The 23354-nt window shown below is 56.9% G+C and carries 19 protein-coding genes; 7 read left to right on the top strand and 12 right to left on the bottom strand.

The window, feature by feature from the left end; all coding sequences use genetic code 11:
• Window positions 1–3: 3 nt before the first annotated feature.
• The gene (traI, locus tag ASE04_RS29015) at window positions 4–627 is read right to left on the bottom strand and encodes an acyl-homoserine-lactone synthase TraI (RefSeq protein ID WP_056826178.1); all 624 of its coding nucleotides are present in this window, start codon (window positions 625–627) and stop codon (window positions 4–6) included.
• 38 nt (window positions 628–665) lie between these two features.
• Here traI and ASE04_RS30905 point away from each other — a divergent pair, with 38 nt between their 5' ends.
• Window positions 666–866 (top strand): hypothetical protein, encoded by a 201-nt coding sequence (locus tag ASE04_RS30905; protein WP_156408917.1) that lies wholly within the window; start codon window positions 666–668, stop codon window positions 864–866.
• 12 nt (window positions 867–878) lie between these two features.
• Here the strand turns inward: ASE04_RS30905 and ASE04_RS29010 are convergent, their stop codons facing one another.
• The 9 genes from ASE04_RS29010 to ASE04_RS28975 all read right to left on the bottom strand — a co-directional run bounded on the left by ASE04_RS29010 (window position 879) and on the right by ASE04_RS28975 (window position 7738).
• On the bottom strand, window positions 879–1415 hold the full coding sequence (locus ASE04_RS29010; protein ID WP_056826177.1) for a hypothetical protein: 537 nt from the start codon (window positions 1413–1415) through the stop codon (window positions 879–881).
• 117 nt (window positions 1416–1532) lie between these two features.
• Window positions 1533–1952 (bottom strand): hypothetical protein, encoded by a 420-nt coding sequence (locus tag ASE04_RS29005; RefSeq protein WP_056826174.1) that lies wholly within the window; start codon window positions 1950–1952, stop codon window positions 1533–1535.
• A gap of 530 nt (window positions 1953–2482) precedes the next feature.
• On the bottom strand, window positions 2483–3193 hold the full coding sequence (locus ASE04_RS29000; RefSeq protein WP_056826173.1) for a NapC/NirT family cytochrome c: 711 nt from the start codon (window positions 3191–3193) through the stop codon (window positions 2483–2485).
• Between the two features lie 3 nt (window positions 3194–3196).
• Window positions 3197–3697, bottom strand: a complete 501-nt coding sequence (locus tag ASE04_RS28995) for a nitrate reductase cytochrome c-type subunit (protein WP_056826171.1) — start codon at window positions 3695–3697, stop codon at window positions 3197–3199.
• Window positions 3667–6177, bottom strand: coding sequence for a periplasmic nitrate reductase subunit alpha (gene napA / locus ASE04_RS28990; protein ID WP_056826170.1), 2511 nt, complete (start codon window positions 6175–6177; stop codon window positions 3667–3669). Before napA ends, ASE04_RS28995 begins: the two co-directional genes overlap by 31 nt.
• Window positions 6146–6427 carry a chaperone NapD gene (locus ASE04_RS28985; protein ID WP_056826168.1) on the bottom strand — a complete coding sequence of 94 codons (282 nt, stop codon included), beginning with the start codon at window positions 6425–6427 and terminating at the stop codon, window positions 6146–6148. The genes napA and ASE04_RS28985 overlap by 32 nt, the downstream gene beginning before the upstream one ends.
• On the bottom strand, window positions 6420–6917 hold the full coding sequence (locus ASE04_RS30445) for a ferredoxin-type protein NapF (protein WP_156408916.1): 498 nt from the start codon (window positions 6915–6917) through the stop codon (window positions 6420–6422). Before ASE04_RS30445 ends, ASE04_RS28985 begins: the two co-directional genes overlap by 8 nt.
• Window positions 6918–6927: 10 nt before the next feature.
• Complete coding sequence (napE, locus tag ASE04_RS28980) at window positions 6928–7119, bottom strand: periplasmic nitrate reductase, NapE protein (protein ID WP_056826166.1); 192 nt, start codon at window positions 7117–7119, stop codon at window positions 6928–6930.
• 322 nt (window positions 7120–7441) lie between these two features.
• On the bottom strand, window positions 7442–7738 hold the full coding sequence (locus tag ASE04_RS28975; protein ID WP_056826164.1) for a hypothetical protein: 297 nt from the start codon (window positions 7736–7738) through the stop codon (window positions 7442–7444).
• A gap of 499 nt (window positions 7739–8237) precedes the next feature.
• Here ASE04_RS28975 and repA point away from each other — a divergent pair, with 499 nt between their 5' ends.
• From repA to ASE04_RS28945, 5 genes are all read left to right on the top strand, one after another.
• Complete coding sequence (gene repA / locus ASE04_RS28970) at window positions 8238–9461, top strand: plasmid partitioning protein RepA (protein ID WP_056826161.1); 1224 nt, start codon at window positions 8238–8240, stop codon at window positions 9459–9461.
• Window positions 9458–10501 (top strand): plasmid partitioning protein RepB, encoded by a 1044-nt coding sequence (repB, locus tag ASE04_RS28965; RefSeq protein WP_056826158.1) that lies wholly within the window; start codon window positions 9458–9460, stop codon window positions 10499–10501. The genes repA and repB overlap by 4 nt, the downstream gene beginning before the upstream one ends.
• Before the next feature lie 182 nt (window positions 10502–10683).
• Complete coding sequence (gene repC / locus ASE04_RS28960; protein ID WP_056826156.1) at window positions 10684–11898, top strand: plasmid replication protein RepC; 1215 nt, start codon at window positions 10684–10686, stop codon at window positions 11896–11898.
• A 723-nt stretch (window positions 11899–12621) separates the two neighbouring features.
• Window positions 12622–13188: a hypothetical protein gene (locus ASE04_RS28955; RefSeq protein ID WP_056826154.1), complete on the top strand. Its 567-nt coding sequence runs from the start codon at window positions 12622–12624 to the stop codon at window positions 13186–13188.
• 5275 nt (window positions 13189–18463) lie between these two features.
• Window positions 18464–19597 (top strand): RHE_PE00001 family protein, encoded by a 1134-nt coding sequence (locus tag ASE04_RS28945; protein ID WP_056826151.1) that lies wholly within the window; start codon window positions 18464–18466, stop codon window positions 19595–19597.
• Between the two features lie 43 nt (window positions 19598–19640).
• Here the strand turns inward: ASE04_RS28945 and ASE04_RS28940 are convergent, their stop codons facing one another.
• Both ASE04_RS28940 and ASE04_RS28935 read right to left on the bottom strand, forming a co-directional pair.
• Window positions 19641–20744, bottom strand: coding sequence for an XRE family transcriptional regulator (locus tag ASE04_RS28940; protein WP_056826149.1), 1104 nt, complete (start codon window positions 20742–20744; stop codon window positions 19641–19643).
• 27 nt (window positions 20745–20771) lie between these two features.
• Entirely contained in the window at window positions 20772–21380 is a 609-nt protein-coding gene (locus ASE04_RS28935; protein WP_056826147.1) for a hypothetical protein, read from the bottom strand.
• Between the two features lie 227 nt (window positions 21381–21607).
• Here ASE04_RS28935 and ASE04_RS28930 point away from each other — a divergent pair, with 227 nt between their 5' ends.
• Window positions 21608–22966 carry an anti-phage deoxyguanosine triphosphatase gene (locus ASE04_RS28930; RefSeq protein ID WP_056826449.1) on the top strand — a complete coding sequence of 453 codons (1359 nt, stop codon included), beginning with the start codon at window positions 21608–21610 and terminating at the stop codon, window positions 22964–22966.
• Window positions 22967–23354: the final 388 nt, after the last annotated feature.

The raw sequence follows: 23354 nt of genomic DNA, 5'->3' as shown, positions 1-23354 counted from the left end.
TCCTCAGGCGATGAGTTGTTGCGGCGTGACATCGGAATGGTAGTTGGCGGGGCGAACCGTCTCGAACGCTGCGCGGTTTACGGGCAGTGCGCCTGCCAATGCCATCGTCGCGCCGATCTTATGTGGCTCTCCAAGGCGTCTGAGTGGCCATCCGGCGCGGGAAAGAATGCGCTCGAAGCGAAGATCAGTGACCGTAACGATCTCGGTGTAGCCATTGAGGAGGCACCACTCGATGATGGCGGCGAACATGGTGAGCGTGACCTGGTGAAGGGTGCCCCTCTCCTGCCCTTCCGAAACTGAGGTGTTCACACAGAAGCGAGAACTCTCGATCATACGTGCATGGACTGGAAGCTTTCCTTTTGGCAGTAAGACTGAAAACACGTCTGCTGCCATGGTCGGGCCGGTCGCGGGCAACAGCCGTGCGCAGCCGACCACCTCCCCGTTGGATGCGACAGTGATGATGTAGGTGGGGTGAAGCGCGTCGAATGCGTCTATCTCGACACCATCCCGTACGTTCACATCCCACCCAAGGCGATCGGAAAAGACCTGGGCGCGCAAACGATGTTGTGCCTCGATGAGCCCCTTATGTTGGCGATTTCCCGCTCCTGATACTGCAACTGCCCTCACGTCCGATCCTCCATCAGTACTACTGTGGGGAGATGATCATGAATCGCGCATTCGCGGTAGTTGCAGGATTCTACATGGTTTTCATCACGCCTGCGGCGCGCACGAGGAGCTTATCGGCCACCCATAAACACGGCTGGGCAACAATCCGCCACCATGATCTGGCCATGTCGGAATGGAAAAAGGATGGAACTGCGCAGCCGCATCGAAAGCGAGAACATCAGAGCGGTTTGGCTAGCTAGCCCGGAGAGTGATCAGTCGCGCTCGAACCTTTCGAGCATCGTCTTCAACTGCGCATTCTGTGAACGGAGGCGCTCCGCCAGTTGGCGACGCAACTCCCGAATGTCATCGTCCAATTCCAGAATGCCTCGAGCGGCCGAAGTCATGCCAACCTGCAAAGGTTCGCGTACGGTTGGCGCCGCGTCCAGTGTTGCAGTCTTCGAAACACTCTTCGACGCTCGCGTTTTGCTCTGGTGCTTCTGCGCAGGTGTGTGGTCAAGTTCGTTTCGTAGAGGAGTGCCTGCGGAAGGAGCCGATTCCCCGTTTTCGGGCTGCTCCGCCGTTGGCGTTACATCACCCGGGACGTCTGACGGCTCGGTGAAGCGGCCCGCAACGGGCTCGGCCGGATCGTTGGCTGAGTGCTCGTCGATGTTGGGCGGAGCATCGGGGACGGCCGGCTTTTCCGCGTCGGACGGTTGAATTATCTCGGGTTCACTCCGTGCCGCACCCGGATCATCCTTGTCGCGTCGTCGGCCCAGCCCAAAGAGAAATTTCCACGGTGACGATGCCATCGCTTTCAGACCTCGTAAGCGTTTCTCGACCTCGGCGGTAACCGAATTGCCGCCGAGAGTTCTCGTCCCGGAAAGTCAGGCCGATGTTCGTTGAAGCCTGGCAGCTCGGACCGCCAATCAGGCGATACCGAGACGCTTTTTCAGATCTGCATTTTCGCTGCGCAGCTTTTCTGCGAGCTGCTTGCGGAGCTTCTGGTTTTCTTCCTCGAGCGTAAGAAGATCCGCGAGGTCGTCGAGAGCAGCAGGCGAAACAGCGTTGGCTGCCTGGGCAGGTTTTGCTACGCGTGGACCGCGGGTCTTTTTCGCGACGTCGGTTGCTTCCGGCGCGCTCGCCTTTGCCGCCGCACGGCCCTTGCGCTTGCCGGTTGCAGCGACTGCGGCGGCCGGCGCCGATGGTTCAATCTTCGCGTCCGACCTCGCTGCTTCGGCGACGATCTTTTTCGGGCGTCCGCCGCGATTCTTCTTCGGCTCTGGTGCCGCCGACGTCAAATCTGCGCTTGCTGAAGTCGGATTTTCAATATTGGTTTCGTCGGCCATATGTCTCTCCTGTGCGACTGATGTAGTTGTTTGTTGCGTAGGCCGCAGTGTCAAGGACAGCCTCGCCGAGGCGTTGGATTTTGTCGCGGAAACCGGCTGCGGAGCGGTATCTGCGCCGCTCGGTGGCGGCAGGTTTTCCGACACGTCATCGGAGAGAGCCTTCAGATCGAGGTTGCCCCAGATCGATGTTGGCTTGGAGGTTTGCCGCCGACGCCCGGATTTGACTTCAACGACAAAGGTGCCCTGTGACTTTCGCATGTTTAAATTGGAGCTTTCTGAAACGGATGGAGCTGGAGCTCATGCAGGTCGGGGTTGCCCGGCAAATATAGCCGTTAGCCTCGTCCGTCGAGTGGCCGAGCCAATATTTCTCAATGAAAGGATACAAATCTGCCGTTCCTTACCGCAGCGGCGAAGTTTGACGGACCAGTTTTGCGCGTTGCATGACGTTTCGCTTTTAAGCCCGCGTTCTGTTCTTCAGCTAGGCAAGCAGCCTAAAGGCTGGTCGCTCTCTAAAGATTTGATCTTGATTTTCACGGTTGCACCGCAAAGGCTTCTTGATGCGCCTCGGCAATCGCCTGTCGAAGATCGTCGATCGGCGTTGCATTTTCTGCGCGACTGCCCTGCAGGTCCTTTGGCATTTTCCAACCAGGGTCGACACCCTCCATGTTTGGCAATTGGTGCGCAATTCCCTTATGGCAATCGATGCATGTGGCCTTGCCGGATAGCAAATACTTGGAGTGAATGTCAGCGGCGCGCTGTGTCTGTTTCTGGAAGTCCATGGCTGCTGCCGAATGGCAGTTTCGGCACTCCAGGCTGTCATTCGCTTTCATGCGAGCCCACTCGTGTTGTGCAAGTTCCAATCGCTTTTCGAGAAATTTCGGTCGCGTATTAATCGTGCCAAAAATCTTGCCCCACACTTCCTTGGAAGCCTGCATCTTGCGGGCGATCTTGTCCGTCCACTGGTGCGGGACATGGCAATCGGGACAAGTTGCCCGCACACCGGATCGATTGGAGAAATGGATCGTGTGGCTGAGCTCCTGGTAAACGTTGTCGTGCATCTCGTGACAAGAGGTGCAGAAATTTTCCGTATTCGTCAGTTCGAGGGCAGTGTTGAATGCACCCCAAAACATGACGCCACCAACAAATCCTCCAAGCGTCAGGACGCCGAGGCCAATCGTTGCTGCTGGGGTAGTCAGGATTGACCATGCCCAAAGGATTGCCTTCTTGAGCCAGGGTATCATTGCCTACTCGCTTCCCGCCGGTTTGAAGCCGAGCTCACTCATGTCCTTGAACTGATTGACGACAAGATTGCGGGTATCCGCCTGAGGGACGTGGCATGCGGTGCAGAAATATCGGCGCGGCGAAACATCGGCCAGCATCTGACCGTCGCGTGTCATGTAGTGAGTCACGCTGATCATCGGCGCGCCGGAATCCTGCGTGAATTCCCGCTTGTGACAGGAAAGACAGCGGTTGGCGTTGACCGACAATTCATATCCTTCGATCGAGTGGGGAATGATTGGCGGCTGGTCAGGATAGGCCCGCATCCGGCGCTGGTCATCCGTCACCCATTTTGGCATGGGTTTCGCCTCGCCGGTTGCCATCGATTGCGGTGGCCCTTCAAGTTGCGGTACATGTTGCTGGACCACCTGACCAATGGCGGCGGTCGCTATGAAGACGAGGAGACCAGCCGCGACTGTCATCCAATGAGACCGCCTCAAATGGCGGAAATGATCTTGACCGCGCATTTCTTGAAATCCGTCTGTTTGGAGATGGGATCGGTGGCGTCCAGTGTGACCTTGTTGATCAACTGGCTGGCATCGAACCAGGGAACGAAGATGACCCCGGGCGGCATCCGGTTTCGCCCGCGAATATCGATCCGCGTGCGGATCTCTCCGCGCCGTGAGACAATGCGGACTTCCGCTCCCTGGTTAATGCCACGCTTTCGGGCGTCCTCGGCATTCATGAAACATCGCGCGCCGGGGAACGCCTTGTAGAGCTCCGGGACGCGCATCGTCATCGAACCGGAATGCCAATGCTCAAGGACGCGACCGGTCACCAACCAGAAATCATACTCGTCGTCCGGCGACTCGGCGGGCGGTTCGTATGGGACCGCCAGAATGACCGCCCTTCCGTCTTTTTGACCGTAGAATTTCACCCCTTCGCCCGGTTTGACGTATGGGTCGTAGCCTTCGCGGAAGCGCCAGCGCGTTTCCTGGCCATTTACGACCGGCCAGCGCAGCCCTCTTACCTCGTGATACATGTCGTATGGCGCAAGGTCATGGCCATGGCCTCTGCCAAACGTCGCATATTCCTCGAACAGCCCCTTCTGGATATAAAAACCGAAGGCGTTGGCTTCGTTGTTGTCGTAATCGACGTTGATGTCGGCCAGCGGAAACTTGTCGACTTGACCGTTACGAAACAGCACGTCGAACAATGTCTTTCCGCGGTATTGCGCGTTGGCGTCGAGGATTTCCTCAGGCCAGACCTCGTCGGTCGTGAAGCGCTTTGAGAACTCTGCGATCTGCCAAAGATCCGAGCGTGCGTCGCCTTTGGACTGGACGAGCTGGTGCCAGACATGTGTGCGACGTTCTGCGTTGCCATAGGCTCCCTCCTTCTCCACCCACATTGCTGCAGGCAGGATCAGATCGGCGCTCACTGCCGTTATTGTCGGATAGGCGTCGCTCACGACGATGAAGTTTTCGGGATTGCGGTAGCCCTGCCAGGTTTCATTGCTCGTGTTGGGGCCGGCCTGGACGTTGTTGTTGACCTGCACCCAGTAAAAATTCAGCTTGCCATCCTTTAGCATGCGGTCCTGCTGGACTGCGTGATAGCCGGGTTTTTCCGGAATGATCCCTTCCGGTATCTTCCAGATCTCCTCGGCGTGCTTGCGGTGCTCCGGGTTCGTTACCGTCATGTCGGCAGGCAGACGATGGGCAAAGGTGCCAACTTCACGCGCGGTGCCACAGGCCGACGGCTGGCCCGTCAGCGAAAACGGACTGTTACCGGGCTCCGAGATCTTACCGGTCAGAAGGTGGATGTTGTAGACCATCTGATTGGCCCAGACACCGCGGACATGCTGGTTGAAACCCATAGTCCAGAGGGACATTACCTTGCGTGCCGGATCCGCGTAAAGCTCCGCCAGCTCTTCCAGAAATTCCGCGTCGACACCGGAAAGCTCGGATGCCTTTTCGAGCGTGTAGTCGGCCACGAATGCCTTGAATGCTTCGAAATCGATCGGCTCCGTCTTGCCAGGGTCGGCCGAATTGGCGGCCTTTGCCTCAATCGGATCGTCGGGGCGTAACCCGTAGCCTATGTCCGTCACGCCGCGGGCAAACTTCGTATGCTTGTCGACGAAGTCCTGGTTTACACGACCGGTCTGGATAATGTGATTTGCAATGTAGTTGAGGATTGCCAGATCCGTGCCCGGTTTGAAAACGATCGGCACATCGGCAAGGTCCATGCTTCGGTGTGTAAACGTAGACAGGACCGCGACGCGCACGTGAGGATGTCCGAGCCGGCGGTCTGCTACCCGCGTCCATAGGATTGGATGCATTTCCGCCATGTTGGAGCCCCACAGCACAAAGGCATCTGCATTCTCGAAGTCGTCGTAGCAGCCCATCGGCTCGTCCATGCCGAAGGTGCGCATGAAGGCATAGGCGGCCGATGCCATGCAATGGCGGGCGTTGGGATCCAGATTGTTCGACCGCAGGCCGGCTCGCATCAGCTTGGTTGCCGCGTAGCCTTCGAATATCGTCCATTGTCCTGAGCCGAACATGCCGATCGCTGTCGGTCCCTTTTCCTTTAGGACTTTTTTGCATTGCTGCGCCATGACGTCGAAGGCTTCGTCCCAGCTTATGGGCGTGAACTCGCCATCCTTGGCGTAGACGCCGTCCCGCTTGCGCAGCAGCGGCGTCGTCAGCCGGTCCTCGCCGTACATGATCTTCGAAAGGAAGTAGCCTTTTATGCAGTTGAGGCCTCTGTTGACCTCGGCCTGCATGTCGCCGTGTGTGGCAACCACCTGCCCCGCCTTGACGCCGACCATAACGCCGCAGCCTGTGCCGCAGAAACGGCAGGGCGCCTTGGACCATTTTATCTGCAAGGCTTCGACACCGCCTGGAACCGGTTGCGCAGAAGCAGGAAGTGCGATCCCCGCCGCTGTCGCAGCGATTGCAGCCGCCTGAGCTTTCAACACGTCACGCCGTGTCAGGGATTGGTTCTTCGGCATGCTTTTCCTCCGTAACCTGCTCAAACACCATGTTGGCCGCCAACACGCCGTCGAGGAGCGAGATGCTGGTCAGCGCGCTCCCCAGTGCGCCTGTGGTTGGACCTTCGATCACAACGACGATCTTGCCGTGATCGTGACCGTGGATTTCAACGCCCTCGATGTCCTCGATGCGGGGAACGATCGCTTGTGTGTGCTCCGGCCTCGTGACTATAACAGCGCTGGAGACATGCCAGAGTGCGTTCTCAGCCATCGGCGAACTCCTTCAGTGGCTGCATCACGATGGCGTCCATCGGACAGACCTGCATGCATGCAGCGCACCCGGTGCAACGCGCGCTATCGACGGCGGGCACAAACGGTCCGCCAATTCGTGCTTCAAAGCCAATGGCTTGTTCCGGACAGGATTCGCCGCAAGATTGGCAGGCCACGCCTTTGCGTGCCAGGCACTGATCGGAAACTGTGGCAACGTGATTGAAGTGAAACCGCGAGCCATCGAAAACCGCCTGCGTGCAGGCGTCCAGGCAGGCGCGACAGAACGTGCATTCGCCCCCCTCTCCTGAAAGATTTATTTCGGGTAATCCGCCGGTCAGCTGGATTATCGAGGAGGGACATCGCTCGACGCATTGATTGCAACCGGTGCATCGGGTGAGGGAAGATCGGGACACACCTGGGGGGAGGATCGCCGGCGTACGGGCGAGTTCACCTTTAAAAAGCGATCTGCGGGAGATGGAGCCGGTGTTCATGAGAGCCGCCTCAATGAATGGTCGGCGGTGGTCCCGGGGGACCGAAGACAATCTGATAGAACCAAACAATAAATCCGTAGCTCGCCACCGTCCCGACCGCCAAGATCGGCCAGACGCCAAACGCCAGGACGGCGAACGCAAGCAACTCTCCGTATCGGGAAAGCTTCTTGTCATCTTTTTCTAAGTTGCGAAGGTCCGCCATTCCCACGCGCTCCTGAAGAGACGAAGAGGCCTCTAACGGACCCTGTTCTCAATCTCGACAAAGGTAACACTATCCGACGCGCGGGTAGCGTAACATCGCGTAGGTTCTCTAGTATCGGTCGATATCAACTCGTGGTGTTTCGGCGATTGCTTGACTGTCCTTTGGCTCAGTTCAGCCACGCATTCCTCGATCGAGGTTTCATTCGAGGTTGCGGGCACTGAATGCGCTTCGATCCACTGCTTCGGGCAATCTGTTGCGAATGCCCATCAGGGATGAACAAAGGGAGGCGATGCTGCGACATCTGCCTCCCTAATGGAAAAAATCAGTTATTGTTGTCAGCGCACGTGTTCTCGGCGTTCTCTGTGTTGCTGTTTCCGCCCTGGGTCTGCAGCGAACCCTTGCCCTTCAGCAACTTGCAGTTCTCCTTGTTGAAGTTGTGCGTTGTGCTGCCAGTCGTGTTCTTGTCGAGCTTCTTCATTTTCATGCTGTTCGTGCTACCCATGGTGTCCCCATGATTCTTGTCCATCGTGGCGCCAGCGGGAGCCGGGTTCGATTGAGCAAACGCCGGGCCGGCGAGCGCGAGCGCTAGAAGTGACGTGGCAAGGATTTTCATAGACATGATCTAACTCCGTCTCACGTTGCCTGAGTGCAACTAGATTTCAAACGGTGGGGTCGTGTCCTTGTTCCAAGGTATCTTTTTTGCAGGACTGAACGGGATGTTTCCTGCCACAGTGTCCAGCGTCTCGCTCGGGGCAAATTGCGGGGTCACCTCGCCGATTAAAGAAGCAATGATCGGGCTGACCCGCGAATCGATGCAGGTGATTGCATGCCGATACCGGGGTTATTTGTCTGTGCGCGTTGAAGCAGAGGGCGTTAGCGCCTTTGGGTGCCTTGTAGGATTAACAGGGGAACGTTCTGGCACCCGGTTTGATCTTCGGTAGACCTAACATATTGATATAGCGCGAGGAAACGACTCCTGTGTCTCGGTTTCCGATGTTTCAGGTTTCTGGGTGTTAACTGTTTGTTAAGGCTAATCTTCTGGACGGTTGGGGAGAATCGTGTTCTATCTTTGGCGGGCAGGGACCGGCAAACCGGTGGTGAGCCGCCAAGAGGGATAGATGGCGATAGCAAATCGAGTAGAGACAGTCGTTACCACGAAAGAGGATGCAGGCAGCAAGATCCTGCGCCATGCAACAATTCTTTCCGGGCAACTTCAGCAGCTCAGGACGCGGATGTACCCGCCGAAGTCCGAAAAGACGCTGCGGCAGTTTCTCACCAACGAAGTGTCCAAGCTGACCTCGATTCCCGACTCGACGCTGAAGCTGATGTCGTCGGAAGGCAGGGGCCCGGTCCCAAGCAGGCTTGAGAACAATCACCGCGTCTACACTCTGGAGCAGATCAACGAACTGCGGGAGCTCTTCGCCAAGCAGAAGCCGGCAGAGGCTCTTCGCTTTCTGCCGCGCCGGCGTGAGGGCGAACACCTTCAGGTGCTTGCTATCGCCAACTTCAAGGGCGGCAGCGCGAAGACGACGACGTGCGTCCATCTTGCCCATCATCTGGCGCTTCATGGTTATCGCGTGCTGGCGCTCGATCTCGATCCGCAGGCTTCACTTTCGGCGATGTTTGGCGCGCAGCCGGAAATCGACATCGGCGCCAACGAAACGATCTACGCAGCCTTGCGTTACGACGATAACGAGAGGCGCCCCATCCGTGACATTATCCGCAAAACCTATTTCGACGGTATCGACCTTATTCCCGGCAATCTCGAAGTGATGGAATATGAACATGAGACGCCGCGTGTTCTTGCGCAGAAGTCGACGGCTGGAGCGATATTCTTCGAGCGCCTGAAGCTTGTTCTGGCGGAAGTCGAAGACGATTATGACGTCGTCATTCTCGATACGCCACCATCGCTCGGGTTCCTGACTCTGAGCGCGATCTACGCCGCGACGAGCATGATCATCACCGTCCACCCAGCAATGCTGGACGTCGCGTCGATGAGCCAGTTTCTGCTGATGATGGGTGACCTAATCAGCGTTCTTAACGAAAACGGCGCTCAGCTCGACCAGGACTTCATCCGCTATCTGGTGACCCGCCATGATCCGAACGACGCGCCGCAGTCGCAGATCGTTGCGATGTTGCGGCATCTCTTCGGCTCTGACGTTCTCCTGCCGACGGCGATCGAAAGCACCGCCGTGGAGGCGGCCGGGCTCGCCAAGCGTTCGGTCTATGAGCTTGAGATGGGCCAGATTGGTCGCGATACGCACAAGCGCGCGCGCGAGGCGGTTGAAGCCGTCAACGAGGCAATCATCCGATTGCTCAGCGACAGTTGGGGGCGTGCATGAACAAATCGAACCGCAAGTCTATCGTTGCAAGCTTTGGACTGTTGTCGGCGTCACTCGAGAGTGGTCAGGCGCCGGAGCACGAGCAGGAGCAGGAGCAACAGCCGGTCGCAGCGCCTGCGCCTCCATCGGTAAAACGGGTAGGCGCTGGTGTCATCGGTGCTGCGCATCGCGCCATCGACGATATCCGCACGGAGCGCGATCGGTTGAAGGCCATGGTGGAGGCCGGCACACTATCCGTTCGCGAGATCGATCCATCCCTGATGGATCCGTCTCCTTATCCTGACCGACTTCCCGACGATGATGCCGCCGCATTTGCGCAGTTCAAACGTTCGATCGAGGCGGAAGGCCAGAAGGTCCCGGTCCAGGTTCGCAAGCACCCAGCATCTCCGGACCGTTACCAGATTGTCTACGGTCACCGACGCTGGCGAGCGCTTTCAGCGATCGGTCGAGCGGTGCTTGCCATCGAGATCGAGATATCGGACGCCGACCTCATCCTGGCTCAGGGCATTGAAAACGCAAGTCGTCAGGATCTGACATGGATCGAGCGCGCATTGTTTGCATCCCGTCTGGACGAGGCGTCGATCAAGACACATGCCATTAAGGCAGCCCTTTCGATCGACGATGCGGAGCTTGCACGGATGCGCGGTGTGTACCGCGCCATTCCGCGTGACGTGATCGAAGCGATCGGAAGAGCGCCCAAGGTCGGTCGGCCTCGGTGGGGCGATCTCGCAAAGGCGATTTCCGACAACGCCGAACGTCTTGCGTCTCTGAGGGCGGCGCTTGCAAGTACTGAGGGCATAGGCGGGTCGGACCAGCGCTTCCTTGTGGCCTTGCAGGCCATCAAGTCGTCGGCTCCCAAGCCTGAACCGGCTCCGATTGCCACTGGAAGCGGACAGGCGCTCGGCGAATATCTTGCCTCGGCCAAGGAAGTGCGGATCAAGGCGAGTGGCGCTCTTGGAACGGAGTTTTTGAAATTCGTCGAAGCGGAGCTGCCGGCACTGGCTGAGCGCTTCGTCCATAATAGGTCTAGCGGCGCCTGATAGCCGTCCGATTTCGCGGAAAGGAATAGCAGCAAAAGAAAAAGGCCCCCAAACGTTGCCGTCGTGGAAGCCTCTCTCAATGTGTGACAACTAGAGAATCGCATTTCCCCGAATCCCAGTCAAGAGTCTTTGGCACCGTTTTTGGTGAGCGGATTTCTTTTGCCTTTTGAGGGTGGAAGAAGATGCAAGGTGGACATGTGACGACGCCCTTTGGGCGGCGGCCGGTGAAGCTTGCCTTGGTAAAGCGGCAGGTTGCGACCGCCGAGATCAAGCAAGGCAAGACCGTCGACAAGTGGAAGGTATTTCGGGACGCTTCCGAAGCACGCGAACGGCTCGGTCTGCTCGACCGTAGCCTGGCGGTGCTGGATGCGTTGTTGAGTTTTCATCCCGAAAATGAGCTGCGACAGGACAAGGAACTTGTCGTCTTTCCGTCGAACGTACAACTGAGCCTTCGTGCGCACGGCATAGCGGGCGCGACGTTGCGCCGGCATATCGCACTTCTTGTCGATGCTGGCCTGATAGTCAGGCGCGACAGCGCTAACGGTAAGCGCTATGCCCGCAAAGACAGGGCCGGCGCGATCGAAAGTGCCTTCGGCTTCGATCTTTCTCCTCTGTTGTTGAGATCGGAGGAATTGGCGATCGTGGCGCAGGAGGTCGTTGCCTACCGGATTGCGCTAAGGCGAGCGAGGGAGGACCTGACGATCTGCCGGCGGGATGTGCGCAAGCTCATTTCGGCCGCGATCGAGGAGGGCGCCGCAGGCAATTGGGAAGCGATCGAAGACGTTTACATTGACCTCGTGAGCCGTATTCCGAAGTCTCCATCGTTGGCACAGGTTGCCGATATCCTCGATGAGATGGGTTTGCTGAGGGATGAGATCCTCAACGCGCTGGATAATCAGGAAGATTCCGAGAATAATAGCACCAATGCTGCTCATTTTGAGCGGCACAAACAGAATTCAAATCCCGAATCCAGCAATGAACTTGAACCTAGCTCCGAAAAAGAGCAGGAGGCGAGGTCGAGCCAGAAACTGAAGCCGCAGAGCGAGCCGATAAAGTCGTTTCCGCTTTCGTTGGTACTGCGTGCCTGCCCGGAGATTGTCCCCTACGGTCCGGCTGGCGTAATTGGGAACTGGCGCGAAATGATGACCGCGGCGATTGTCGCGAAATCGACGCTGGGGATCAGCCCGTCGGCCTACGAGGAAGCTTCCGTCGTGATGGGCCCGGAGAATGCGGCTGCCGTTGTTGGCTGCATTCTCGAGCGTGGCGGACACATCAACTCGGCCGGCGGATATCTCCGCGACCTGACTGCAAGGGCAAGGAGAGGGGAGTTCTCACTCGGACCGATGTTGATGGCGCTCTTGCGTGCAGATGGTGCCGAAGGTCGAAGAGCCGGATGAGCGCCCTCCCCTCCAGAGAACCGCACGTTCGGGTGACCGACGGTGTCTCGAATGGAGGGTTGGCGGCGCTTGCATCTGATCTCGAAAACGGCCGATGGGTCAAAGACAAAACGTGTCGCCCAGCACTGGAAGTGCTGCATGGATCTGGTGCATCTCCTGCAGCACTAAAGGTTTCGACGCGGAAGCCGCAGTGGTCGGAGGCAGTCGTGTATCGAATAGTCAAGGATGTCGAGCAGGGGTGAAATGACCGTTTGCTGCGCATGCACGGCTATCATCGCAGAAATATAAGCCTACTTAAGCGTTGTGCATCGTCGCCGGCTGCTTCCATTTGTATTTCGAGCTTGACTGCCGCATCGAGAAGTTTTGCTGCTTCTTGATTTTCCTCAACGACGAACGGGTCCGATTCTTGAGGGGTTAGGCCCCTCGAGAGCCCGATGAGCGTTCGGAGAACTAGCTTAGTCTTTTATCCCCGACCGGGGGTTAGAAAAACCGAACACAGTCGGCCCCTGAGACCTTTAGCACGAGTGTCTGAACATAGGTCACGACCTCCCGGGCGGGAAGCCAGAGGATTCGATATCGTTTCGGCCGATGTCAGCTGTGTTCGGGATTTCCAGGCGCCAGGGCGGCTCGTACCGCTTCGAAATCTGATAGGGAAAATGGGCGGACCGCGTTGGTCCGCAGCCACGCCCGGGTAACAGGAGCAGTTCGATCGTGCAGGATGTTATGAAGAGCCAAGATATTGTCGTTCTGCTGAAACTGCTCAGCCTGCAAGAGCAGGGGCTTACCAAAGGCCCGGATCAACTCCGATCGGACGCCCCGGGCGGAGAACCGTATTCTGTGCGCAATCTCGAAGCACTGCTTGGTAAAAGCAAGACGGAAATAGCCCAATCGCTCAAGCGAAGTGTCGCCTGTAGCATTGCGCGTAAGGACAACGGCAAGAACGAGGTCAGGCCACATCGCAGAAACCAGTTCGGCTTCATCACCAACGGTCTCAAATTCGTGTTGCCAGCGCACGTCGGTTCAATGCAGCGAGGCGTGCCAACCGCTTTTACAGCTCCAATGCTTGAAGGATTGCTGATCAGCGGCGGGACCTACAACTACGTTTGGCCTTTCGCCGAGGGAAAGGAAATGGGCCAATCGGTCGTCTTTTCAAAAGACGTTCCTTTGGCTGCCATGAGAGACGAGCACCTCTATGAATATCTGGCTCTCGTCGATGCGATTAGGTTCGGAAACCAGCGGGAAGCCAGTCTCGCAGCCGACCAACTCCGGTCAAGGATCCTGAGCAAATGACTGCGATCCGCGCCCAACTGCTCGAGATGTTGAAGGCTCTCGCATCAGCGCTCGGGGAAGACCGCCGGGTCGACGGATCGACGGCCGGAAAAACCAACGGGCACTGTGATGAAGCTCATTGACGCTGTAATCGCCGCGGACTCCGTTGAACAAAAGGCAAAGTCTAGCGCCTGTTGGGTTTCCGGAAGCGGATCCAACGTTCATCGAAACAGAACATGGTGGCTGATGGCGGCGCGCAACGCTGGGTCCCTTTTTGTGCCTCATAGCCATTGAATGCATAGGTGGCGAGGCGGCGGCGATGCGGCCCGTGACCTGCGGCATGAGCTTTTACTGCTCGAGGCTTGATCTCTGAGTGAGGTTTCGATCGCCGCAATCGACATTGTTCGGGAACGGGAATGGATACTCTGCTCTTCAGTTCGCTGGCCCCTGCCCTCCATTTGTCGAGATCGGAATACATTAGGTATGTGCCCGATTCTCTGCGCGTGGCTACAAGTCCCTCGAGGGGTCAGGATCCATAGGCTTCTGACCGGATCGCCGTTTTCGTCAAGCCGACGCGCGAGGGCTTTGTCGGCCGGCGCCGCGGAAGCCTCAGGAAGGCGGGAATTCTCTCCGCTTGGTGCTGCATTTGGGTAAAACGAGAAGATCCTCGTGAGGAGTTCAGGGTCGGTGGTGATTTCCCGTTCAAACTTCTGGAACGTTCGTACGTTGAGCATTCTGTTGTCCGTCCCGGAGACTCGGTCCCGGCATCAAGCAAGGACTTCTGCAGCTACCATTCGGAGAAAATGAACGGGGCTAGGCTGAACGTTTTCGAAGAACTCTCAACAGGGCTGGAGACGAGCGCGCCCGATTGCGTTGCGTGTGGCCGAGGACATACGAACAGTGCTGCGAGGCGGTTGCTGCGCCTCGCGCCTTCACTGACATCAGCATGGATTCTCAGGCGATGGCAACGTATGGGTTGCGTTCGTCCATCGGGTGGTTAACCACGGTTCAGCGTGGAGCGAATAAGGAGTGGTACTGTCGTGCAGTCGCGTGTTTTGCGTTACCGCCTCCCCTCCCCTCCCCTCCCCTCTCCTCTCTTATCCGAAACCGGGAAGACGGACGGTTTATTGCAGCGGGGCGCGTGTTCTGATGTGTCTTCGCCAGGCGAGTCGATCTTAAGGACTTGTTAAGGAATGAATGGTCTCGGTTTGCGTTCGTTCTCCGCGTTGAGTTTTGCGATGCGCGATAATTCGGGGGCCGTGTACGCTGGAACCGCATGTTGGGTATCAGCAGTCTGATCAGTTTCAGGACGTCGCGAGTTTGCGGGCGTTCAGCGCGTCGGTAGCTACGCACGCCGATTGCGCAGAAATGCTACCCGGGCACAGCAATCGTTGCGTTGGGTCACCGGCAAGTGCTTGTGACGTAGTGATCGTCCTGACCTTGTCAGCTGACAAGCTTTCAGTCGTCTTACCATTTAAGTGATCCTGCTCTAGGATTTAGGTAACAGGACGTTTGGCGGCTCCACGGTTGGAATAGAGTTGCGGTGGACGTCGTTGCGTCGAGCGCGCGAGGTGCTTTTGCTCGGCCGAACGTTGTCAGGTCTCAGGGTCCCACGCGGTTCGTCGGCGCCGGAGGGCCAAACCTTGTTTATCTGCTCGTGAGTTACGAGGGGAATGATCCTGGTTCGGCTGGAGGCATGGCTGCGAAATTGCGTCAGTGATAGCTGTCGAAGCGATGAGATCCCCTCGCCCCGCTCAGCGCTGTTGCTCACGCTTCGACGTCGGTCCTGTTAGTATACGGGGCAGCTGGCGTGCGCGGCGTTTTGGTTTTTCTTCAACAGCGGTTTCGCAGCAGGAGGATATCAGCGTCCATCGACCTGATTTGAGATCCTTGTCAGCTGACAAGGATCAGGCGTTCGCTCGGCGTCTCGTCCGAGGGCGCGGGAGTGAACCCACGGTCCGCGGTGGCGCGTTAGCCCTCAGTATCGGAGATCGTCCATCGGATGGATAGAAGGAGCACCGCGCCCTGCTGGCAGAAACGCGGTCCGAGTAGAAGGCTATTTAACAGTGCCAGGGAGAGCTATCTCGCGGCGATCCATTGAATCGTTCGAAATCGCGGCCTTGAGGATGCGGTGCTTCGGGCGCCGGCGTTTGATGGTGCATATGTCGATCGGATCGCATTGGCGCAATTCGCTGCCATAACTGTGGGTGATGTCGGGGCCATTTGAGTCGTTTATGGCCATGAGGACCGCGGTGTTGTAGGCAAGAAACCTTGTCAATTGACAAGGTTTCTTGCCTTGCCCCGAGCCGGGATTGGCTTCGGCTTAGGCACAGAGTCGGGGCTCAAGTCGCCAGCGCAGGTAAACAACGAACTGGTCGCAAGCAGTGCGAACGGCTATTCAAAGGCGCCTGCGGCCTATGTGTCCAAGGGAACAAGGTATGCCAATTGTTAGCGTTATGGCGCCCGTCCATTCTAGGACGCCCGGGAGCATTGCCCCGCCCGAGCCGGCTCGGTCCTGCTTAGACGGACAGTGATATCTACGCGCAACGTTCGCATGCTCGCATTCTTGGTCCTTGCCCGTTCTGCGGCGCCCAAGAGGTTCGTTGTCATCTGACAAGTTGTCGGACTGTGTTCTGAGCGAACAGACCGCGACTTCGATCCGGTTCATTCCGACAGGATGTACTCTGCCGAGTGACGAACCCCAGTTAATGCGGTGCGATCCGCGGCGGGCGAGGTCGACATTTCTCTCCAACGTAGGAAAATTTGTCAGCTGATAGGTCGCCGCCAGTCGCCAGGTTATTCTTGTGGGTTCCGCTCCGGCGGTGGAGTAGAAGGAGCCAACCGACGCCGGGAACCGTGGGGAACGAGTATGATGGTATGCCCTTTGCGAAATAAAGTGCAGCAGGCTTTTCACGGCAGTCGGGCCCTAGATGAGGCGTGCTTCAGTCAGTTTAAATTGTCGTCCCGCCAAGTCTTGGGTGAAGACCTTGTCAGTTGACAAGGTTTAGACAGCTTCCACTAGAAGGGGTCTAGCATGAAGCCAGTGCGCCAGACGGTGAGTGAAATACCGAATTGCGGGATGTAATTTGCATCTCGTCCGCGCTCAGCGGCGACCGGTGCGTTCGGGTTAGGGACTAGCATTGCACTATGCCCTTGCGCATCTGCATTGCCATTACCCTGGCTTGATACTTCAACCCCTGTCAGCTGCCAAGGTTTCGGCTGGTCGACGATGCTTCTGCCAGCGAGTGAGTAGCAGCGCGCAGGGTTCAGCTGGACGAGGCGGTGTCCCATTCCTGTCTGTTCCGATGATTGTTAGCCCGGTGACGAAAGAAGCGATTGTCGTGCTACGCGGGCGTCGGATTGTTTTTGTTCGTGAAGAGGCAATACTAGAGCGGGAGCGAGCCCGGCGGCTCTTGTTTGTAGTGGTTCGTCCGCCTGAAGACGGTCTTCGGGGATGCGACCAAGGATTCAGAAGTTAGATGGCTCGATGTTTGGCAAGCCTTGGCAGCTGTCAAGTCGAAGGTCGCGGTGTGGACGTAAACGGCGAACGAAACCAATTTTGTGCTTCGGGAGTCCGACAGGGGTGAATTGATCGGGCTCTTCGTTAATGCTTGTAAGCTGCCATGTTTTCGGACGCGACGGACAGCGCCGAGCGTTGCCGTCGATGGCGTCGGGTTGGGTTCTAATCTGCGTGGCTCACTAGGAGCTGATCGGTGATGGAAACCCTGTCAGCTGACAAGGTTTCTATCACGCCGGAGCTGCGCGACATTTGCTTTGTGACTGCTGGAGTACGCTGATCGCGACTGCTCGTCATTGGGAACACTGACCCCGCCAGAACTGATGGATGTCTCTTTGCCTTCTAAGTTGCACCAACGCTAAACCTTGTCAGCTGACAAGGCCAGACGGGCTAGGACGCACGAGAGTGCCGGACGACGGGTGCGCGAAGAAGATAACAGGACCGGCTTTATCAGCGCGATGCTCGAGCTGCAGCTTGTGCCTGCCAACGTCTGAGCGTACTGCAAGGAGGCGATGTCAGCTGCGAGGGTCTCCAGGGGCGCCCGCTTGGGGACTTTGCGCGGAAGCGAGGGGGAGGCCAGTCCACAACTCTGCGCTTGGTTGATAACCCCAGGGTCGGTGCGGACCGGTGAGCCGATAATGGGAAACAAGGGGCAGGCGGCGAGGCGAGCTCGCGGCGACCTTTGTCAGCGCTCGGGACAGGCTGGTTCGTTGAACATGAAGAGGAATCGGATGGTTCACCAAGGTGGTTTGATTGCGCAAACGGCGACGCTCAATCGAGTAAGCCGTGCAATTGGGGTTAGAACACGGGGTGCATGTTGGCTGAACCGACGGAGCTTGATTCCGCCTTCCAAAATGAAGGCGCGGATGTTGTCATACATTCCAATCGAATGACCGCCATTGCCAGCTTGTGAGGTCTCCCAGTCAACGGCCCCGGAGAGCATCGGGGTGAGGAATTTCTGACAAACGCAAGCGACCAAGTGGGCCCCATTGCTAGGAGGTACCGCCTCGATCAATCCGTAAGTAAGTGCGGTTTGAAAGAAGGCTACCCATGGAGGCGCGCCGAGGTTGGTCGCGACGATCGGCAAACTAACATCGCCTAAGGTTGGACAGGACGTGCGATTGTGGAGACCGTTAAGGCGCATGTGAGCACGGTGCTGGCAGGTCGGTCGCTCGCAGTTCCGTCAGCTGACAGGGCGGTCGGAATACTGGAGCCCGGTTGCCCTGTTTACGTATACGATGTGCCAAGCTCGCCGCGCGCCTGAATGGCTTGAGTGGACTTTAAGGAAGCCTGTGTGTTCAGAATGTAAAGGTATTAAAAAAGGAACAGTTGGAAGCGCGTTTTAAGGGGCAAATGCAGCCCCACCAGACTCAAAGAGCGACGTCGAACGGGCATCGGTTCGTGACCAGCGTCCAGCGCGCTCTGGCGGCCATCTGCGGCGGAGATGCCTGAAAATAAGGAGATCGGAGGAGGGGAGGGCCATCAAAGCCGGTTCATGCGTAAAGACCATGGGGAATTCTGAGCTCATCGGCACGAGACGGCTGCTGCAAGTGGCCTTCAGAGCAGAGACCGTCCCGCCGAACCTGGCCCAAATCTGCTCGAAAGGCCGGAAAACCAGGCGTTTCCGGTTATCCAAGGCGACCGACATTGCTGATTTGCGACTCCAGATCAACTTCCATCGATAAGGGATACTTATCGATGGTTAGCCCATCAACCTACAATCATACCATGTGAGGAACCAGAATATTCAGATAGAGTTCCTATAGGAATTCATTTACCATGATTTCAATGGCTTACGATTTCGCGAAAATCAGCATGACAGCGCTTTTGGAGCCGGCTTTTCGGGCGGGTATCGAACTGGCGCGTCTCGATGAACGCCTTGCCCGCTCGCCGGTCGGCCAAGGCTTCCTCGAACGCGTGCACTTCACCGATGCCTGCGCCTCGCTGTGGATCGACGGCGAACTCGTCCATCTGGAGGACTTGGTCCTTCATGACGCAACACGCGATATTCGCACGCCAACCCACGAATTGACAATCGCCCGCGACGTGCTGCGGACCCGCCGACGAATTGCGGGGCAGCTGCCCGGCTGGGCGTTGTCGGCCGACGGCGTTCGTACGCTCCGGCAGACATCTGAGATTATGTCGGCCGATGGCGACGAGGCGGAGAGCGTGCCCGCCAAGCGCGCGATTGCGATCCAGCCGGAGGGGCAGGGGGATGATGATACCGACGGCGGCGAAACGTTTCCCGATATCGACTATGCCGCCATCGACGCAGTGCTCGCCCGCTCGGACGCCGCCATCGCGCAGGCCAGGAAGCCCGGCCGGGCTGCCGAACAAAATCCGATGATCTATGATCTCGACTGGGACGAGGATTCTAGGCTCGACGAATGGCGCGGCGTGGTGCGGCAGGCCGAAGACCTGCCGGCCGTGCTGCAGGCGATCGTCGCCCTCGATGCCTGGAACGAGCTTTTGGTGCTGCAGCACGCGCCGTGGCTCGGCCGACTGTTGGCCGCCTCCATCCTGCGCCAGGCCGGCGTCACCACCGGCGCCCATCTTGTCGCCATCAACCTCGGCCTCAAAACCATTCCGGTCGATCGGCGCCGGCATCGCGATCGGGAGACCCGGCTGCTGGCCATCGCCCACGGATTTTTGGCGGCCGCCGAGATCGGAATGAAAGAGCATGACCGGCTGACTCTGGCGAAGACGATGATGGACCGAAAACTTGAAGGACGGCGGACGTCGTCAAAACTGCCGGAACTGGTCGAGCTGGTGATGGCGAAACCGCTGGTGTCGGCGAAAATGGTGGCGAAGACGCTCGAGGTGACGCCGCAGGCGGCGCGGCGGATTGTTTTGGAGCTGGGGTTGAGGGAGATGACCGGGAGGGGGAGGTTTCGGGCGTGGGGGATTCTCTGACGAGACTTTTGTCTGCTGGTTGTCGTCTTTGATGAGACCCAAGCTACCTCATGGCAAAGGGGATCACGTTGTCACTTTCGTCATGCGCGACCAGCGGTAACTGGAGTCCCGATACACTGGCAAACATCATATCATTTAAACCCGCCTCGTAAGCCAGCCGCCTCACCGCACCTGGGAAAGCTTTCTCAAGTTCCATCATGGCGGTTTGGAGCAATTCGGGTTCTTCGGCAGGAATTTTATCGTCGTAGCGCTCAGACCTTTTCTGGCCCGTTTTACTGAGGTGGATATAGCCCGTGCGATACTGGTCGGCAGAAATAATATTGAGATCATACGCTCGACGTATGATCGCAGCGGCAGACACTTTCCACCGCAACTTCATATCATATATTGCCTGCCAGTTTAGATTTCGCGCTCTACTGAACTCATGGATAAACGATGACCGAGGCAGCAGGAAAGCACTCGCGAAGCGATTAGCTTGCCCTTCAGTTACCTTGTCGCCCGTTTCGATGCCCCGGTGCATGACCAAATGTCCGCACTCATGTGCTAAGTCAAAACGTAGTCTAACAGCGGCGGGTTTAGCCTCACTTCGTATGATAAGGGGGCGAGGACGATCTATTGAAAGTGCATCAACCCTCTCCGAAACGCCGTTGAAGAAGCTGACCACGGCCCCGGCGTTCTCCACAACGCGCATCATGCTTGAGATCGGACCTGAACCAAGTTTCCATACGCTTCTAGCAGCGTCTGCTGCTTCCTCTATCTCAGAAGCAGTATGGGCTTGGACGTCAGGAAAGGAAACTTGCGGCAGGTCAAGTTCCCGATCCAACGAGGCTACAAAATTGTCGAGCAAGGTGCCACGCGCTATGACTTGGCTGACAACGGACATTGGCGTGGTGCGCTGTTTGCGGAAATGACACTGCTCTGGACGCACGCTCCCCTTCAACGCCATGTAAAAAAACTGCGTGGTTACGCCGATCGCAGCGGCCAGCGCGTCAGTCATCTGTCCAGTAGGCAGTTTTGTGCCTTGCTCTAACTGGTTCAAATACTGACGTGTCGCACCAACTCGCGCGCCCAGATCATCAAGCGTTAAACCTTGGGCAACGCGTGCTAGGCGCAAGCGCTCCCCTTCGAAAGTCAGGTGGTCGGGCATTTTTGGTCTTCCGTCAGACTACTAGGCTCACGAGCCGGTGGCGCCGTCATCGCGCTTACGGTCAGAACGGACGCCAACGGACGGCGGATCCAGTTTGACGATTTCCGAGGCTTCTCTACCCACTGTGCCTGTAAAGCCAAGGGTGCTATCGAACGGGACATTCCAATTCAGTATGGCAGTATCTCCGTGGAACCCGACAAAGCTGACAGCAAGAACCGCGCCGTCAACGTCCGTTTCGACTGCGAACCGATAGGCCAAATCCTGTGCTTTTTCGTCCCGAAGCAACAGAAGGCCCAACTGATTGAGTTCGCCAAAACTCTGTCGAAGTGTCCGAGATGTCGGTTCATCCGGCATCCCTTTATAAATCCGGACTGGGACTTCCCCAATTTTGAAAACCAACTGAAGAGTTCGGTCAATTACGGACAGCCAAGGATAACTTCCGCTATCTGCAGCATTGAGAATGCGGAAACGGCCAAATTGGAACGCGCGGCAGCCGTGGGTCCAGCTATTATCACCCGCAGCTTCGTCATAACGCTCCAGCGCCGAATGTCGCCCATCAACAATCATGGAAGCGACGGCGCAGAGCCTCTCCTCAGTGAGATCTGGATGATAGTCCCAAGGGGTGAGTTCCGTCAAAGCCGTCTCCTATCTCTAGCTTCCCTATAATGGGCATTTCCGTGATTCTGTCAACTAGCCTTGGATTTGTAAACCGGAACATATTTTCTCCCCTAGCTACAGCGTTTTAAGCTTGTTGGGCTTGACGCAATTGGAAAAGCGCAGTCTCTGGCTGAGCGAGCTGTCGTTGAAAGTATATGCTTAGGATTGTGGTCGCTGTATCAAAGGCTGGGGGCGGGTGGGAGAACATGGATCATTGGCAGCTCAGAGAGAGCGAATGGACACCGCAGCCAGAAGACGCACGCGGACCGTTCGATGTCGACTACGCGAGGATTGTGCATTCAGGCTCGTTTCGAAGGCTTCAAGGGAAGACCCAGACACTAAATCTCGGCGATAGTGATTTTTATCGCACGCGCCTGACGCACTCCTTGGAAGTAGCTCAGATCGGCGCCAGCATCGTGCGGCAATTGGCGGCGGCGAAGACGCACAACGCGCACGACTTCCTGCCACCTGCAAGTCTAATCCAAGCTATCGGTTTCGCTCACGACTTAGGTCATCCACCATTCGGTCACGGGGGTGAGGTCTCGCTAAATTTTTGCATGCGTAACAACGGTGGCTTCGAAGGCAACGGCCATACGCTACGCATACTCTCGAGACTGGAGAATTTTTCGGAAAAGCATGGCGCGGATCTGACGAGGCGGGCCCTTCTGGGGATTCTGAAATATCCAGTCAGCTTCAAAGAGGCTGCAAATCCAGAAATTAAGCCTAAAATTGACGCTACGCCCCAGTCGATCAGGGTAATCAACCGAGAGAGCTCGAAACCACCGAAATGTTATCTTGATAGCGAGCGCGAGGTGGTGGATTGGATCCTAGAACCGCTTAGCGACGACGACCGGGATCTATTCATTAGTGTTGATCCCGAGCTTGTTGATGCAAAAGGAAAGGCGAAGCATCGGAAACCACTTCATAAGTCGTTGGATTGCAGCATTATGGATGTGGCCGACGACATTGCCTATGGCGTGCACGATCTGGAAGACGCGATAGCAATGGGTTTGGTGTCTGAACGCGATTTTCGGGAAGCTATTAACGAAAGCGCGTGCGCGCCTTTCTTGAACTCGTTGAATGAGAAGTACTCGCTCGCCAACTCGAATGACGTCTACGAGTCTGTCGTGAGAGCTCTGTTCGGTCTCGGGAAAGAGCGGAAGCACTGCATCGGCCGGCTCGTTCATCATTTCGTCACGCATGTCGAAATGACTGAGCTTGAAGATTTCGAAGAGCCGCTGATCAGGTACCGCGCAAAACTGCACGCTCCGCAACGCATTTTCCTGGATGCGCTCCAGGCGCTTATCGTTACCAAAGTGATCAGGAGTGCCGAGGTTCAACATCTAGAGTTCAAGGGGCAGAAAATGGTCGTATCTGTCTTCGAAGCGTTCGCATCTGACCCAAGGGCTTTTTTGCCAGTTGATGCTTATAGCGATTTTGTTGGGGCAGAAGACGGTGCCCGGGTAATTTGCGATCATGTTGCGGGTATGACTGACAGCTTCCTACTAAAGACCTACGACCGCCTATTCAGCCCACGTATGGGGTCCGTCTTCGATAAACTATAATCCGAAATCTTGCGAACGCGGCGTCCCCGCCGCGTTCGCCTCGAAGCTATCCATTGCTTAAGAGAGGACGTAAAACAGAAGTTTCCGAGCCCACTTCGCTGCCAGTCGTGCTTGGATAAGCGGTGCCGGTTAAGTCGCTAAGCGTTCTCCTAATACAAAGCAATATTCGGCGCCGATCGGTATCAAACATTAAGTTCGTCCACATCGTTCAATCTGAGTGATTTCGTCAGCTGCAGGAGACAGCCGGTATAATTCTTCTTCATGGCAACGATCGTCCAGGAGGATTTAGCAACGGATACTAAGTTTACTAAAGCGGCGTGCGATAATCTTGCGGATACCCTGTATTTGTTCGATACAAGCACAGTGCCAAATTGAGATCGTGAGGTAC

Source organism: Rhizobium sp. Root708 (assembly GCF_001429725.1).
In the GTDB taxonomy this organism is placed as follows: Bacteria; Pseudomonadota; Alphaproteobacteria; order Rhizobiales; family Rhizobiaceae; genus Rhizobium.
The sequence above is the reverse complement of the archived record's forward strand: the minus strand, read 5'-3'. Positions and strand labels throughout refer to the sequence as shown.